The sequence below is a fragment of the Roseibium salinum genome (assembly GCF_026240905.1).
Lineage (GTDB): Bacteria > Pseudomonadota > Alphaproteobacteria > Rhizobiales > Stappiaceae > Roseibium > Roseibium salinum.
Genome location: NZ_JAPEVI010000003.1, coordinates 2,690,857 through 2,704,836, shown reverse-complemented (window position 1 = coordinate 2,704,836; position 13,980 = coordinate 2,690,857). Strand labels below are relative to the sequence as shown.

Sequence of the window (13,980 nt, the reverse complement as noted above, 5' to 3'; positions counted from 1 at the left end):
TGCAAAGCTTAGAGCAGCTCGAGCTGAGCGGCCTGCTTGCCGCGGCCGCGGCGGTCGTCTTCAGCGACGAAAGAAATCTTTGCACCTTCAACAGGCGTTCCGATCCCGGCCTGCTCAAAAGCAGTCACGTGGACGAACACGTCCTTGCCGCCGTTTTCCGGTGTGATGAAGCCGAAGCCGCGGTCGTGGTTGAAGAATTTAATGGTGCCGTTCTCACGCATGGAGAAACCTTTCCGTCAGTTGGGTGCGTCTGCCCGTTCCCGGTCAGAGCGCGGATAAACGAGCAGTCAATTAGAAACGGAAAGCTTGGAATTTCAGAGCAAAGCTTGATGGAGCATTGCCGAAGTCAGTCTAACCGGGTCTACGTCATGTCCCGTACGGCACAACGCGTGCCGATGCCGGGTAATGTAGGTCGCCGCGGGCCAACCGGCAAGTAAAAGATGTGAACGATTATCAAACATGCGCTTCAAGCGGCACAAAACAGGGAGATTCCGGCACGCCGCCAGCCTCCTGAGCACCGCAAAAACCTCGCCCGAACGGATCCCGAGGTCCGCCCGCGGTCCTCAGGCCGGAATGTCATCGGGCCAGAAAAGCTGGTTGCCCCGGCTGTCTGCTTGCGGTGCGATACCGGAGATGCCGGGCGGATATCCTGCCTGGCCGGCCATGTCCGTTTTCCTCCTTGCCACGAAATGTCTGAAAATGGGCCACAATTCCAGCGTTTTCGATTTCTACAATACCGGCAAAGGCTCAGGACCGGTTTTCAAAGCGCAAACTTGTGACCTCGATCACAACGCTTGTGACGCAACCGGGATAGGGTTCTCATGAATTAAAGCGACGGCATGGCCTCGCAGACACGAACGGACATAGACATGTTCAAGAAGATCGCAATCACGACAACGGCGCTGGCATTGATTGCTGGTGCAGCCCTGACCACACAGACCCAGTCCGCACACGCCGCAGAAGGCTGGCAAGTCGGGGTTGGTATCGCTGGCGGCCTGGCCGCGGGTGCGATCCTCGGTTCCGCACTGTCGCAGCCGCGCTACTATGGACAGCCGCGTTACTATGCGCCGCCGCCGCCTCCGGTCTACGCAGCTCCGCCGGCCTATTATCCGGCTCCCGCTCCGGTGGTCGTCTACCGGCCGGCCCCGTGGAGCCCGGCCTGGTATGAGTACTGCAGCCGCAAATACCGGTCGTTCAACCCGAATAGCGGCTATTTCCTAGCTTATTCCGGTGAATATCGCTTCTGCCAGTGATGCGGAGTACCTAATCAACAGGGGTCGGTCGCCTTCATGCATTCCTGGACGAAAGCAAGACCACCGATCCCGACGATCTTAAGCCGGTAAGATCCGGCTGCTCCCTGCAAGGTGACCTTCCTCCCCAGCCTTGCGGGGAGTTCATTTGTCTTCGGCCATCCGCCGTGCCGCCCGCATGACCGTTTCCAGCTGATTGAGAAAACGCGACCGGTCCCCCTTCGAGAAGGCCGGACCGCCTTCCCGGATTTCGCCCGTTTCCCGGAGATGCGTGTTCAGATCGCGCATGGCGAGGCGCATGCCGATGCCTTCTTCCCGGAAAGGCTTTCCGGTGTGTGAGAGGACAAGGGCGCCGTTCTTCACGCAGCGCGCAGCCAGCGGAACGTCGGCAGTCACCACCACGTCGCCTTTGCCGGCCCGCTCCGCGATCCAGTTGTCGGCCTCATCGGGGCCTTCCGGGACCACGACCCGCTCGATCAATTCGCCCTCGGGCAGGCGCATCCAGCTGTTGGACACGAACCTGATCGGCACCTTGTGCCGCTCGCCGACCCGGATCGCCTCGTTTTTCACCGGACATGCATCCGCATCCACGTAAAGCACCGTCATCTTGCCTCTACTCCGTCGCCGGTCTTCAGATAGGCGGCAATGCCGGCCGCGGCCCTGTGCGCCGTAGCAAAGCAGGCCTGCAGCAGATAGCCGCCGGTCGGCGCTTCCCAGTCCAGCATTTCGCCGGCGGTGAAGATGCCGGGCAGTTTCCGGAGCATCAGAGCGTCATCCACTTCCTCAAGGGATATGCCGCCGGCGGATGAAATCGCCCGGTCGATGGCATATGGCGCCTCGCACCTCAGCGGAATGGCCTTGATCCCGGCCGCAAGGGCGGCGGGATCCTGCGGGATCGGTCCGGCTTCGCGCAGGAGTGCCTGTTCCACCGGATGGAGATTGAGCACCTTTCTGAGATAGGTCGACATGGATTTCTTGCCGCGCGGCTGCGTCAGCTTCTGCACCAGGTCCTCAACGCTCATGGCGGGGCGCAGGTCGATCTGGAGGTCCGCGGATCCCTGCCGGTTGATTGTCTCGCGTATCTGCGCGGAAAGGGCGTAGACGGCACCGCCTTCAAGGCCCTGCCCGGAAACCACAGCCTCCCCAAGGACCGGATCTCCGCCGAGGCGCAATGCGATGCGCTTGAGCGGCGTTCCGGCAAACCGCTCCTTCATCAGCGCGCTCCAGGCGACCTGAAATCCGCAATTGGCAGGCTGGAAGGGTGTGATCCGGACGCTCCTTTCCTCCATGTACGGGACCCATGCGGCATTGGAGCCGAGCTTCGGCCAGCTCGCCCCGCCGAGGGCGAGCAGAACGGCACGGGCGGGGAGGGCGATAGGCAGCCCCGCCTCGGGCCGGATGAGCGCCGTTCCGTCCTCGGAAAGCCCCTCGAAACCGTGCCGTGTCATCAGTCTCACACCGTTGTTTTCCAACCGGCGCAGCCAGGCCCGCAGCAGGGGCGATGCCTTCATGGACCTGGGAAAGACCCGGCCGCTGCTGCCGACAAAGGTCTCCTCGCCGAGTTGATGGCACCAGTCCCTTACGGCCTCGGGCGGGAAGTCGCGGATCATCGGCGCGAGAAACGCCTCCGCCTCACCGTAGCGGCTGAGGAACGTGTCGAGCTCTTCGCTGTGGGTCAGATTGAGGCCGCCCCGCCCCGCCATCAGGAACTTCCTGGCCGGGGAGGACATACGGTCGGCCACCGTGACGGACAATCCTTCGGCAGCGAGCCGGTCCGCTGCGTAGAGTCCGGCCGGGCCGGCACCGATAATCAGAACATCAAGCATGGCGTCTTATAATTCGGCGGAACCACAAAAGACCACCACAGAATTGCGGGCCCCCGGAACACGTCCCCGACCCAAGAGAACCTGCAAGCATTTGTTATTGATCTTGTGAGAAAATCCCTCTCAGGTTGAAAGCGGGACATGTGCACCATCGGTCCTGCTTTGCCGCAAATGGAGCCCGTGCATGGACAAGCCCACGGACCTGATCGTCGTCGCGGACCCGGACCCGAATGTACAATCCGGCTTCCAGCGCCTGTTCGGCGAACGGTTCGATATTGCCTGCTTTTCCGATTCAGACGAAGCCCTTGCCTATCTGAGGCAAAATCACGGCGTTGCCGTCATCTTTTCCTGCTACAATCTGCCGGGCTGCGGCGGGGCGGCATTTTTCCGCGTCGCCGAAACCATCCTGCCGCAGGCCGCAAGGGTCATGCTGACGCGCGAGAAATCCATTGAGGCGGTCAAGAGGGCCCTGAACGAAGGCCATGCCTTCCTCTTCCTGGAAAAACCCTGCCAGCCCAATGATCTCACCGCTGCAATGGAAGCGGCGCTGAACCATCACCGCCAGCAGGCCAAGGACCGCGCCCTCCTGGAGCGGACGGTCGCCGGTTCGGTGAAGCTCCTGATCGACATGATGGTCCTGTTTCACCCGGAAGCCTTCCGGCGAACGGGAACGGTGCGCAAGCAGGCGCTCAAGCTGGCCAGACGGCTGGGCATGAAAAAGACCTGGGAATTGGAAATGGCGGTGATGCTGTCGCCGCTCGGCGAAGCGCTGCTGCCGAAACAGATCCTCGCCCGCTACCGCGCCGCCCGCAGCCTGACGGAACAGGAGCGGGACATCCTCAACAGGTCTCCCGCGCAGACCCGCGAACTCCTGAAGAACATTCCGCAGCTGGAAAGGGTATCGGAGTACCTCTATCTGTCCGCCCGCGGCTTTGACGGTTCCGGTTTCCCGAAGGACGGGCCCAGGGGCAAGGACATTCCGATGGTCGCCCGCATCATCAAGCTGCTGACGGACCTGTGGCATGCGAGCCCGGAAGGCGGCCCGGATGCCGCCGCCTTCGAGGCCCTGACGATCAACAAGCGCAAATATGATCCGATGCTTCTGGAAATTGCCCGCGAGGCCCTGATGGACGACATCCCCGAGGGCAAGAAGAAGCTCATCGCCCAGTGCCACATCCGCTCGCTCCAGCCGGGCGACGTTCTGGTCGACGACGTCCTGACGGAGAACAGCCACGAACTCGTCCTGTCACGCGGGCACCCGCTGACTCCGACCACGATCCGTCGCCTCGAGCATTTCCACCAGACCTCGGGCGTGCGCCAGCCGATCCGCGTGGAACGTCACCCCTCGGAAGAGGTTATGACCAGCACCGCGTGAGACATGTTGGGCAAGGCCTGCAGCTTGCCGCCGGTGCACTCAAGTCTGTGGGCCCGCATCCTTCGGTCTTCCGTTCCGCTGAAGGAGTTCCGCCTCATACGCCTTCGCCACGCGCAGGAAACGGGCGTGGGCGTAGTTCATCGACAGGATCAGGCCCCACCAGCCGTATTTGCGGTACTTTCGCACAAAATAGGCCTTGAAGAAGCTCACCGGAAATTCCGTCAGAAGGCGGCTGCGGGGCAGTTTGCGGCCCCGGACGCGCATGTCCTCCACCTGCACGGCCGAGTAGCGGTTGTATTTGGAAACCTGAAAATCCAGCGAACGGATCGAGCGGTGCGCCATGATCCCGGAGAGGTTCGCGATTTTCGCGCCTTCCTCGGGCCGGACCGTGTCATGCACGATGGAGTCCGAGAACCGGCCCTGGCGCCGGTCGTAAAGACGGATCTGGTGATAGCCGTAAGCCCAGGGCGCCGGGGCATTCTCGTGGGCATACATGTCGCGGATCATGATGCGCCAGCCATCGGCCTCCCGATAGCTTCCGTCGGCGAACTTCGCCCGGATTTCAGCCGCCAGTTCCGGCGTGACTTCCTCGTCGGCGTCCAGGTTGAGAAGCCAGTCGTTGCGGCACTGGTCCTCACCGAAGCGTTTCTGCGGACCGTATCCCGCCCACTCGTTGTGAACCACCTTCGCCCCGAGGCGCTCGGCGACCGCAATCGTCCCGTCGGTCGAGCCGCTGTCGATGACGACAACCTCGTCGACCCATCCCCTGACGCTTTCGATCGGCCGCGCAATCCGGTCGGCTTCGTTCCTGGCGATAATGAAGGCGGAAAGCGGCAGGCGGTCTGTCATCGGATGTCCGGCGTTGGTTGTTTGACCGCCGGAACAGGTCCGGCGCGACTATTTAGAGCCTTTCCCGATCAAATTGAACCATTGATCGGGAAACGCTGTCGCCGCGCCGAAAGATGTTTGGAAGGGTGGAAATCAGGATTTTACCCTGGCAAACAAAGCGTCCAGACCGTCCAGTGTGATGCTGTTGCCGCCGACCGTGCCGGTGAAACCGGGCGCATTCAGGTTCTCAAGGGTAAGTTCCTCGAGAGTGAAGGTCTCCTGAGCATCGCCCAGATTGAAGGCGCACAGCACTGTCTCGCCGTCAAAGCTGCGGGTGAACACCAATGTTTCTCCCGGGCTATCGAGGAAGGTCATGTCGCCTTTCTTCAGCGCGTTCTGACCTTGCCGCCAGGCATAGAAAGCCCGGTTGCGATTGAGAACCGAGGCCTCGTCCTTTTCCTGTTCGTCGACGGCCTGCTCCAGGTGCTCCGGGGCAACCGGCAGCCAGGGCTCGGCATCGGAAAAGCCGCCATTGGGCTGGTCCTTGGCCCACGGGATCGGCGTGCGGCAGCCGTCGCGGCCCTTGTATTTCGGCCAGAAGCGGATGCCGTAGGGATCCTGGAGCTTTTCGAACGGGACGTCTGCCTGTCTGAGACCAAGCTCCTCGCCCTGGTAAAGGCAGGGCGTGCCGCGCAGGCAGGCGCACAGAGCCGTTTCCAGCGGTGCAAATCTTGCAATGTCCAGACCTTCGCCCCAGCGGCTGGCCACACGGGGGACATCGTGATTGGACAGGGCCCAGCTGGCCCAGCCGGATCCGATCCCGCCGTTCATGTTCTGCACGCAGCCGCGGATATATCCGGCCGAACACTGCGGCGTCAGCAGCTCGAAACTGTAGGCCATGTGGATGCGCTTGTCGGCTTCCGTGTAGGAGGCGGTCAGCTCCACGGCCTGGCCGTCGGCACCGATTTCGCCGACGGAGGTCGTGCCCGGATATTGATCGAGCAGCGCCCTCAGTCTTTCCAGGAAGACAAGGTTTTCCGGCTGGGTCTTGTCATAGAGGTGGTCCTGATAGGCGTAAGGGTTGGTCGGATCGACGGTGGTCGGCACTTCGGTAGTGCTCAGCGGCGGATTGTCCCGCAGCCGGGCGTCGTGGAAATAGAAATTCACCGTGTCCAGGCGGAACCCGTCGACGCCCCGTTCAAGCCAGAAACGGGCCGCGGACAGCACCGCATCCTGCACTTCCCAGTTATGGAAGTTCAGGTCCGGCTGGCTGGCCAGGAAGTTGTGCATGTAGTACTGGCAGCGGCTGCTGTCCCACTCCCAGGCCGATCCGCCGAACAGGGAGAGCCAGTTGGTCGGCGGCGTGCCGTCCGCCCTTGCATCGGCCCACACGTACCAGTCGGCCTTGTCGTTGTTCTTCGATGACCGGCTTTCCTTGAACCAGGGATGCTGGTCGGATGTGTGCGAGATGACGAGATCGATCATCACCTTGAGGCCGCGCTCATGGGCGGCCGCGATCATCCGGTCGAAATCCGCCAGGGTGCCGAACATCGGATCGACGTCTTCATAGTCGGAAACATCATAGCCGAAATCGTCCATCGGCGAGGTGAAGAAGGGCGAGAGCCAGATCGCGTCCACGCCGAGCGAGGAGATATAGTCCATGCGCTCGCACACGCCGTTCAGGTCGCCGATACCATCACCATTGGTATCGTTGAAGGAGCGCGGATAGATCTGGTAGATCACGGCACCACGCCACCAGTCCGGGTCCTTGGCCATTTTCACCGGCATTTCAGTCTCCAGGCCCGTTTCGGCTTCTTCGAACATTCCCCGTCTCCGCTTCGCCTCTCGGGCGTCTGACAGCGCTTCAAAGCGCTTTGAATCGCTATATGCGGCAAGTCCCAAGGTCAAGTGACCTGCAAAGGTTTTCCGTTTGAAATGTTAATCGAACTGCTGCGCCTTGCGTTCCCCAAAGAGGCGGCGAAACGCAAAAGCCGGTCCTGCAGGGCAGGACCGGCGGAGCTACTGAAAAATCTCGAAACACGATTTTGTCCGGAACGAATCCTTTATACACCGCCATCGTGACAAGGACGTGAAGCGGAAAACGCCGGAACGTGAAATCGACGCGGGTCCCTGCCGCATTGCGTAAATCAGGGTTGAACGATCGTCGATTTTGCGCCAGTGGTTATGGATATAACTATTTATAATAAAAGGTGAAACTATAAAGTTATTACGTAAAGGTCAATTTCCTCTTGCAAAGCAGCATCGAAGCTGGGACTGTCATTCCCAACTGACGTTTCGCGAGGTGGAATTTCACGAACGGCGATCCGGCCCCTGGACTTGCCGGCCGAGGTTACCACCTTGCAGGAAAGTGAACTGGAGGAAATGTCATGACTGCAGCCATGGTGGGGTGGGCGCATTTGCCCTTCGGCAAACATGCCGAGGAAACTGTCGAGAGCATGATCGTCAACGCGGCGAGCGAGGCCATTCACGATGCCGGCATTTCGCCGGAAGACGTGGACGAGATCCTTCTCGGCCATTTCAATGCGGGGTTCTCCGCCCAGGACTTCACGGCGTCGCTCGTTCTTCAGGCCGACCCGGCCCTGAGGTTCAAGCCGGCTACGCGCGTGGAAAATGCCTGCGCGACCGGATCCGCCGCGGTTCATCAGGGCGTGCGCGCCATCGCATCCGGCGATGCCCGCTTCGTTCTGGTCGTCGGCGTCGAGCAGATGACCACGACGCCCGGACCGGAAATCGGCAAGAACCTGCTGAAAGCCTCCTATCTCAAGGAAGAAGGCGACATTCCCGCCGGCTTTGCCGGCGTCTTCGGCAAGATCGCCGACGCCTATTTCCAGAAATACGGCGACCAGTCCGACGCGCTGGCGCGGATTGCAGCCAAGAACCACAAGAACGGCGTCGGCAATCCTTATGCGCAGATGCGCAAGGACCTGGGCTTCGACTTCTGCCGCGCCGAAAGCGACAAGAACCCGTTCGTGGCCGGTCCCCTCAAGCGCACCGACTGCTCGCTGGTCTCCGACGGTGCCGCCGCGCTGGTCCTGACCGATCCGGCGACGGCCCTCGGCATGAAGAAGGCAGTCGCCTTCCGCGGCCTGGCGCATGTGCAGGATTTCCTGCCGATGTCCAAGCGCGACATCCTGAAATTCGAAGGTTGCTCAAAGGCCTGGGGCGAAGCCCTGGGCGATGCCAACCTGGCGCTGGAAGACCTGAGCTTCGTCGAAACCCATGACTGTTTCACGATCGCCGAACTGATCGAATACGAAGCCATGGGCCTGACCAGGGAAGGCGAGGGCTCCCGTGCGGTCCTGGAAGGCTGGACCGAAATGGACGGCAAGCTTCCGGTCAATCCCTCCGGCGGCCTCAAGGCCAAGGGCCACCCGATCGGCGCGACCGGCGTCTCCATGCACGTGCTCACCGCCATGCAGCTCACCGGTTCGGCCGGCGACATTCAGGTAAAGAACGCGGAAATCGGCGGCATCTTCAACATGGGCGGCGCGGCCGTGGCCAACTATGTCTCCGTACTGCAGGCGATGAAGTAACGCCTTGTTTTAGGATCGTATTCTGAACAGCAGCCCGGACCGGTTTTTTGGCGGCCCGGGCTTCTTGTTATCGACCGTCCGGATACAACCAGTCCGGTTCCTCCTCCTGCGCGCCGATTAGCATGAAATTTCCAATTGCCGGTGGGAAGCCAGTCCTCCGGGAATGGCTATTGGTCAAACAGATCAATCACAAAAAACTATTCCGCATATTCGCAAAGCTTTGAAATCCGGTGCCCGGCGCTCGGCTGGGCTGATCGTTACATTAGAGCCATCACACTGGGATTGGAGACCCTCAAGATGGCCGGGCGCCGTGAAGACATTGCGAAGACACTGAAAAAGCCGGATGCCCGGCTGGACGTGTTTCCGGCCTTCATGAAGGTCGCCGGCCGAAAGGTGCTGGTCGTCGGTCATGGCGCGGAAGCCGCCGCCAAGGTTCGCCTGCTGGGCGAAACCAATGCCCGCATCACGGTCGTTTCCGAAACGGTCGAACCGCCCCTGCAAAAGGCGATCGATCTCTTCGAAGCCGAGCACGTCGCCGAAGCGTTCCTTCCTGCGCACCTCGAAGGCGCCGCGCTGGTCTTTTCCGCGCGCGAAGACTGGGACCTCGACAAGTCCGTCGCCGATGCCGCCCGGGCGGCCGGCGTGCCGGTCAATGCGGTCGACAAACCCGACCTCTGCGATTTCTACACCGGCGCGCTGGTCAACCGGGCGCCCATCGCGGTTGCCATCACCTCCACCGGCGTCGGGCCGGTGCTCTCCCGCCATATCCGTGCGCGCATCGAAGCCATGCTGCCGCGTGCGACGGGCGAGCTGGCACGCCTGGCCGAAAGCTTCCGCGAGGCGGCCGCCCGGGTGATCCCGGACGACGGTTTGCGCCGGACGTTCTGGGCCCGCTTCTTTTCCGGTTCCGTTGCCGCCAATCTCTACGCCGGCAAGGCCGGTGCCGCCCGCTCCGAGGCGCAGCGCCTGCTCAACGGCATGGCGGGGGACGCGGGCTTCGTCTGGCTGGTCGGCGCCGGTCCGGGGGCGGAAGACCTGCTGACGCTGCGCGCGCAGCGCCTGCTTCAGGAAGCCGACGTCATTGTTCATGACGCACTGGTTCCGGCCGATGTGGTTGCCATGGGCCGGCGCGATGCCGAACGCATTTCCGTCGGCAAGCGCAAGGGCGCGCATTCCGTTCCGCAATCCGAAATCTGCAAGCTGCTGGTCGAGCTGGGCGGCAAGGGTCTGAAAGTCGTGCGCCTGAAAGCCGGGGATCCGATGATCTTCGGCCGGGCCGCGGAAGAAATGGAGGCGCTCCGCGCCGGGGGAATTGGCTTTGAAATCGTGCCCGGCGTGACAGCAGCCTTCGCCGCTGCGGCTTCGGCGCAAATTCCGCTAACCCTGCGCGGGGTCGCCTCCAACCTGGTCTTTGCGACCGGCCATAATGCCAAATCCGAAACGCTGCCCGACTGGGCGGGCCTTGCGCTGAAGGGTGCGACGGTTGCCGTCTATATGGGCCGCACCGTGGCCGCCGCCGTTGCGGAAAACCTGATCGGGGCCGGCCTCGCACCTTCAACCCCGGTCGCCGTGATCGAAAACGCGGCGCATCCGTACGAACGCCAGTTTGCCGGGTCCCTTTCCGATCTGGCGGTTCTTTCGAACCGCGACGAGATCGACGGCCCGGTTCTGATCGTGATCGGCGAGGCCGTCGGCCATGCCGCCCTGGTCAAGGCTGAACCGCTGGCACCGCGTGACGCGGCCCGGTTCGCAGCCGCCTGAGAGTAAGTGAGAGTGGACGCGATGAAAGTCATTACCGCCAACCGCCTTTTGAAAGGCGATGTTGTCTGGCTCGGGGAAAGCGGCACCTGGGTCGAGCGCATCACCCTCGCCAGGATATTCGAGGGCAAGGAAGCCGTGGCCGAGGGCCTGGCCATCGGCGCTGAGGCCGAAAGCCGGCAGGAAGTCGTCGGCGTCTATGAAATGGACGTGACGGTCGAGGACGGGGTCATCGTTCCCGTGCGCCTGCGCGAAAAGATCCGTGCCACCGGGCCGACCACCCATCTGAATCTGGGCAAGCAGGCCCAGGCCGTTTCCGCGTAATTCAAGGACCAGAAGGGCAGCGCCGGATCACTTTGATGGCAGCGCCCCGTTAGGAGATCAGACATGTATCGCTACGACGAATTTGACGCGAGTTTTGTCAATCAGCGCACCGAACAGTTCAAGGATCAGGTCCGCCGCCGCCTGGCCGGTGAACTGACCGAGGACGAGTTCAAGCCGCTGCGCCTGATGAACGGTCTCTACCTGCAGCTTCATGCCTACATGCTCCGCGTCGCCATTCCCTATGGCACGCTGAACAGCCGGCAGATGCACAAGCTGGCCCATATCGCCCGCACCTACGACAAGGGCTATGGCCACTTCACCACGCGCCAGAACATCCAGTACAACTGGCCGAAGCTGGAAGACACGCCGAAGATCCTGGAAGAGCTGGCGGAAGTCGAGATGCACGCCATCCAGACCTCCGGCAACTGCATTCGCAACGTGACCGCGGACCATTTCGCCGGCGCGGCCGCCGACGAGATCGCCGACCCGCGCCCCTATGCGGAAATCCTGCGCCAGTGGTCGTCGCTGCATCCGGAATTCTCGTTCCTGCCGCGCAAGTTCAAGATCGCCATCACCGGCGCGCCGAGCGACCGTGCCGCCGTCCAGGTGCATGACATCGGCCTGCAGCTGGCCCGCAATGACAAGGGCGAGATCGGCTTCGTCGTCTTTGTCGGCGGCGGTCTCGGCCGCACGCCGATGATCGGCCGCAAGGTGCGCGACTTCCTGCCCGAAGAAGACCTTCTGGCCTACTCGGAGGCGATCCTGCGCGTTTACAACCGCTATGGCCGCCGGGACAACAAGTACAAGGCGCGCATCAAGATCCTCGTGCATGAGACCGGCCTGGAAGAACTGAAGGCGGACATCGAGGCGGAATTCGAGAAGATCCGTTTCGGCGTGTTGCGCCTGCCGGACGAGGAAGTGCGCCGCATTGAGGCCTATTTCGCTCCGCCGCCGCTGGAAGTCGGCTCGCCGACCTCCGCGGCTGTCGAGGCGCGCCGCGACAGCGATGCCGCCTTTGCCCAGTTCGTGGCGCATAACCTCAACCCGCACCGGGTGCCGGGCTACACCTCCGTGACGCTGTCCATGAAGCCGATCGGCGGCATCCCGGGCGATGCGTCGGCCGAACAGATGGACGCGATCGCGGACCTGGCTGAAGAATTCGGCCATGACGAACTGCGCATCAGCCATGAGCAGAACGTCATCCTGCCGCATGTGAAGCTCGATGACCTTCCGGCCCTGTTCGACAAGCTGGTCGCAGCGGAAATCGCCGAAGGCAATGCCGGTCTCATCACCGACATCATAGCCTGCCCGGGCATGGACTACTGCGCGCTGGCGACCGCCCGGTCCATTCCGGTGGCGCAGCGCATTTCCGAGCGTTTCGGCACGGCGAGCCGCCAGGCGGAAATCGGTGAGCTGAAGATCAAGATCTCCGGCTGCATCAATGCCTGCGGTCACCACCATGTCGGCCATATCGGCATTCTCGGCCTGGAGAAAAAGGGCGAGGAATTCTATCAGGTGACGCTCGGCGGCTCCGCCGACGAAAACGCATCCATCGGCGAAATCATCGGCCGCGGCTTCTCGTCCGAGGAAGTGGTCGAAGCAATCGAGAAGCTGGTCGATACCTATCTCGGCCTGCGCTCAGGCAAAGAGGAGACCTTCCTGGAGGCATATCGCCGTATCGGGGAGGCGCCATTCAAGGAGGCCCTTTATGGCGCTGCATGAGACATTCAGCCTAGGCGTTGATCCGGACCTGGGTCTGCAGGCGGAAGTCGCCGCCCTGAACGCCCAATACGAAGATGCGACCGCCCAGGAGATCCTGACGGCGGCCATCCGGGACCAGTTTGCCGGCGGCATTGCCATGGTCTCCAGCTTCGGTGCGGATTCCGCCGTGCTCCTGCACATGGTGGCACAGGTCGATCCGTCGACGCCGGTGCTCTTCATCGATACGGTGAAGCTGTTTCCGGCAACGCTGATCTATCGTGACGAGCTCATCGAGCGGCTCGGCCTCACCAATGTGCGCACTCAGAAGCCGGACGGCGAAGATCTCGCCAGGAACGATCCGGCCGGCATGCTCTGGATGAACGACACCGACACCTGCTGCCATATCCGCAAGGTTCTGCCGCTGGAGCGGGCACTCGACGGGTTCGATGCCTGGATTTCGGGCCGCAAGCGTTTCCAGAGCGCCACGCGCGCCACGCTGGAGTTCTTCGAGATCGATGCGGGCCGGGTGAAGGTCAATCCGCTGGCGAACTGGACACCGGCCGATATCCTGGACTATGCCAGGACCCACGATCTGCCGCCGCATCCGCTGGTCGCGCAGGGCTATCCCTCCATCGGCTGTCTGCCCTGCACCAGCAAGGTCGCGCCCGGAGAGGACCCCCGTGCCGGACGCTGGCGCGGCCAGGACAAGACGGAATGCGGCATTCACTGGCCGACCCATGGCAAGGAAGTCGACGGCAGCGGTATCTGAGCACTGCCGCATTTGGATTTTGAGGACGCAAAGAATGGCAACGATATTCAAGGACGGCGAGTTCGTCGAGGAAAGCTGGCTGCGGGTCGACGCGGAAACCGGTGCGGCCGCCGAAGGCGATGCGCTGGTGCCGCTGACCCTCTTCCTGGCGGACGCGGAAGCTTATCTTTCCCGCGGCGGCAAGACCGCCGTGGTGGTCGAAGCCGGTGACGATGTCGCGAAGCTCGAGCCCTACCTGGATCGCCTCGCACTCGTTGCCGTTGATTTCCCGAGCTTCTCCGACGGCCGCGGCTTTTCCGCCGCCCGCATCCTGCGCGAGCAGATTGGCTACAAGGGCGATATCCGTGCCCTCGGAAAATACATCCTCGACCAGGTGCCGCTCGCCCGCCGCTGCGGCGTGAGCTCGTTCGAGATTTCCAAGCCGGAAGTGCTGAAATCCCTGCAGGCGGGCGAATGGCCGGAAGTGACCAAATACCTGCAGCCGGTCGGCACCGTGGACGAAATCCCGGAGGGTACCCGCCCCTGGGCCCGCCGCTCGCACCGTGATATCGCCGTCGCCGCGGAATAAACCTGGACAGACCACAAATCCGAACAAGCT

Annotated in this window: 13 protein-coding genes; 8 read left to right on the top strand and 5 right to left on the bottom strand. The window is 62.3% G+C overall.

Features of this window, described 5'->3' with window-relative positions:
* Positions 1 to 8 precede the first annotated feature (8 nt).
* Positions 9 to 221, bottom strand: a complete 213-nt coding sequence (locus ON753_RS17095) for a cold-shock protein (protein ID WP_141188395.1) — start codon at positions 219 to 221, stop codon at positions 9 to 11.
* A gap of 642 nt (positions 222 to 863) precedes the next feature.
* Here ON753_RS17095 and ON753_RS17090 point away from each other — a divergent pair.
* Positions 864 to 1,253, top strand: coding sequence for a BA14K family protein (locus ON753_RS17090; RefSeq protein WP_377047372.1), 390 nt, complete (start codon positions 864 to 866; stop codon positions 1,251 to 1,253).
* Positions 1,254 to 1,394: 141 nt separating this feature from the next.
* Here the strand turns inward: ON753_RS17090 and ON753_RS17085 are convergent, their stop codons facing one another.
* The gene (locus ON753_RS17085) at positions 1,395 to 1,856 is read right to left on the bottom strand and encodes a YaiI/YqxD family protein (RefSeq protein ID WP_265963814.1); all 462 of its coding nucleotides are present in this window, start codon (positions 1,854 to 1,856) and stop codon (positions 1,395 to 1,397) included.
* Positions 1,853 to 3,076, bottom strand: a complete 1,224-nt coding sequence (locus tag ON753_RS17080; protein ID WP_265963813.1) for a TIGR03862 family flavoprotein — start codon at positions 3,074 to 3,076, stop codon at positions 1,853 to 1,855. The genes ON753_RS17085 and ON753_RS17080 overlap by 4 nt, the downstream gene beginning before the upstream one ends.
* Before the next feature lie 181 nt (positions 3,077 to 3,257).
* Here ON753_RS17080 and ON753_RS17075 point away from each other — a divergent pair, with 181 nt between their 5' ends.
* Positions 3,258 to 4,448 (top strand): HD domain-containing phosphohydrolase, encoded by a 1,191-nt coding sequence (locus ON753_RS17075; RefSeq protein ID WP_265963812.1) that lies wholly within the window; start codon positions 3,258 to 3,260, stop codon positions 4,446 to 4,448.
* Between the two features lie 39 nt (positions 4,449 to 4,487).
* Here the strand turns inward: ON753_RS17075 and ON753_RS17070 are convergent, their stop codons facing one another.
* Both ON753_RS17070 and ON753_RS17065 read right to left on the bottom strand, forming a co-directional pair.
* Positions 4,488 to 5,297 carry a glycosyltransferase family 2 protein gene (locus tag ON753_RS17070; RefSeq protein ID WP_265963811.1) on the bottom strand — a complete coding sequence of 270 codons (810 nt, stop codon included), beginning with the start codon at positions 5,295 to 5,297 and terminating at the stop codon, positions 4,488 to 4,490.
* Between the two features lie 132 nt (positions 5,298 to 5,429).
* On the bottom strand, positions 5,430 to 7,100 hold the full coding sequence (locus tag ON753_RS17065) for an alpha-glucosidase (protein ID WP_265963810.1): 1,671 nt from the start codon (positions 7,098 to 7,100) through the stop codon (positions 5,430 to 5,432).
* A gap of 563 nt (positions 7,101 to 7,663) precedes the next feature.
* On the opposite strand from ON753_RS17065, the gene ON753_RS17060 reads away from it, so the two are divergent.
* The 6 genes from ON753_RS17060 (at position 7,664) to ON753_RS17035 (ending at position 13,950) form a co-directional block, all read left to right on the top strand.
* On the top strand, positions 7,664 to 8,830 hold the full coding sequence (locus tag ON753_RS17060; RefSeq protein ID WP_265963809.1) for an acetyl-CoA acetyltransferase: 1,167 nt from the start codon (positions 7,664 to 7,666) through the stop codon (positions 8,828 to 8,830).
* A gap of 297 nt (positions 8,831 to 9,127) precedes the next feature.
* Positions 9,128 to 10,591 (top strand): siroheme synthase CysG, encoded by a 1,464-nt coding sequence (cysG, locus tag ON753_RS17055; protein WP_265963808.1) that lies wholly within the window; start codon positions 9,128 to 9,130, stop codon positions 10,589 to 10,591.
* Positions 10,592 to 10,612: 21 nt separating this feature from the next.
* Positions 10,613 to 10,912 (top strand): DUF2849 domain-containing protein, encoded by a 300-nt coding sequence (locus ON753_RS17050; protein WP_265963807.1) that lies wholly within the window; start codon positions 10,613 to 10,615, stop codon positions 10,910 to 10,912.
* Between the two features lie 63 nt (positions 10,913 to 10,975).
* Entirely contained in the window at positions 10,976 to 12,634 is a 1,659-nt protein-coding gene (locus ON753_RS17045) for a nitrite/sulfite reductase (RefSeq protein WP_265963806.1), read from the top strand.
* Entirely contained in the window at positions 12,621 to 13,382 is a 762-nt protein-coding gene (locus ON753_RS17040) for a phosphoadenylyl-sulfate reductase (RefSeq protein WP_265963805.1), read from the top strand. The genes ON753_RS17045 and ON753_RS17040 overlap by 14 nt, the downstream gene beginning before the upstream one ends.
* Before the next feature lie 34 nt (positions 13,383 to 13,416).
* A complete protein-coding gene (locus tag ON753_RS17035; protein ID WP_265963804.1) occupies positions 13,417 to 13,950 on the top strand; it encodes a DUF934 domain-containing protein in 534 nt (177 codons plus the stop codon).
* Positions 13,951 to 13,980 lie beyond the last annotated feature (30 nt).

Excerpts from the sequence above, each read along its gene's own strand:
- ON753_RS17095 (WP_141188395.1), bottom strand. The coding sequence starts at position 221 with ATGCGTGAGAACGGCACCATTAAATTCTTCAACCACGACCGCGGCTTC.
- ON753_RS17085 (WP_265963814.1), bottom strand. The coding sequence starts at position 1,856 with ATGACGGTGCTTTACGTGGATGCGGATGCATGTCCGGTGAAAAACGAG.
- ON753_RS17065 (WP_265963810.1), bottom strand. The coding sequence starts at position 7,100 with ATGTTCGAAGAAGCCGAAACGGGCCTGGAGACTGAAATGCCGGTGAAA.
- ON753_RS17070 (WP_265963811.1), bottom strand. The coding sequence starts at position 5,297 with ATGACAGACCGCCTGCCGCTTTCCGCCTTCATTATCGCCAGGAACGAA.
- ON753_RS17035 (WP_265963804.1), top strand. The coding sequence starts at position 13,417 with ATGGCAACGATATTCAAGGACGGCGAGTTCGTCGAGGAAAGCTGGCTG.
- cysG (WP_265963808.1), top strand. The coding sequence starts at position 9,128 with ATGGCCGGGCGCCGTGAAGACATTGCGAAGACACTGAAAAAGCCGGAT.
- ON753_RS17040 (WP_265963805.1), top strand. The coding sequence starts at position 12,621 with ATGGCGCTGCATGAGACATTCAGCCTAGGCGTTGATCCGGACCTGGGT.
- ON753_RS17060 (WP_265963809.1), top strand. The coding sequence starts at position 7,664 with ATGACTGCAGCCATGGTGGGGTGGGCGCATTTGCCCTTCGGCAAACAT.
- ON753_RS17075 (WP_265963812.1), top strand. The coding sequence starts at position 3,258 with ATGGACAAGCCCACGGACCTGATCGTCGTCGCGGACCCGGACCCGAAT.
- ON753_RS17045 (WP_265963806.1), top strand. The coding sequence starts at position 10,976 with ATGTATCGCTACGACGAATTTGACGCGAGTTTTGTCAATCAGCGCACC.
- ON753_RS17050 (WP_265963807.1), top strand. The coding sequence starts at position 10,613 with ATGAAAGTCATTACCGCCAACCGCCTTTTGAAAGGCGATGTTGTCTGG.
- ON753_RS17080 (WP_265963813.1), bottom strand. The coding sequence starts at position 3,076 with ATGCTTGATGTTCTGATTATCGGTGCCGGCCCGGCCGGACTCTACGCA.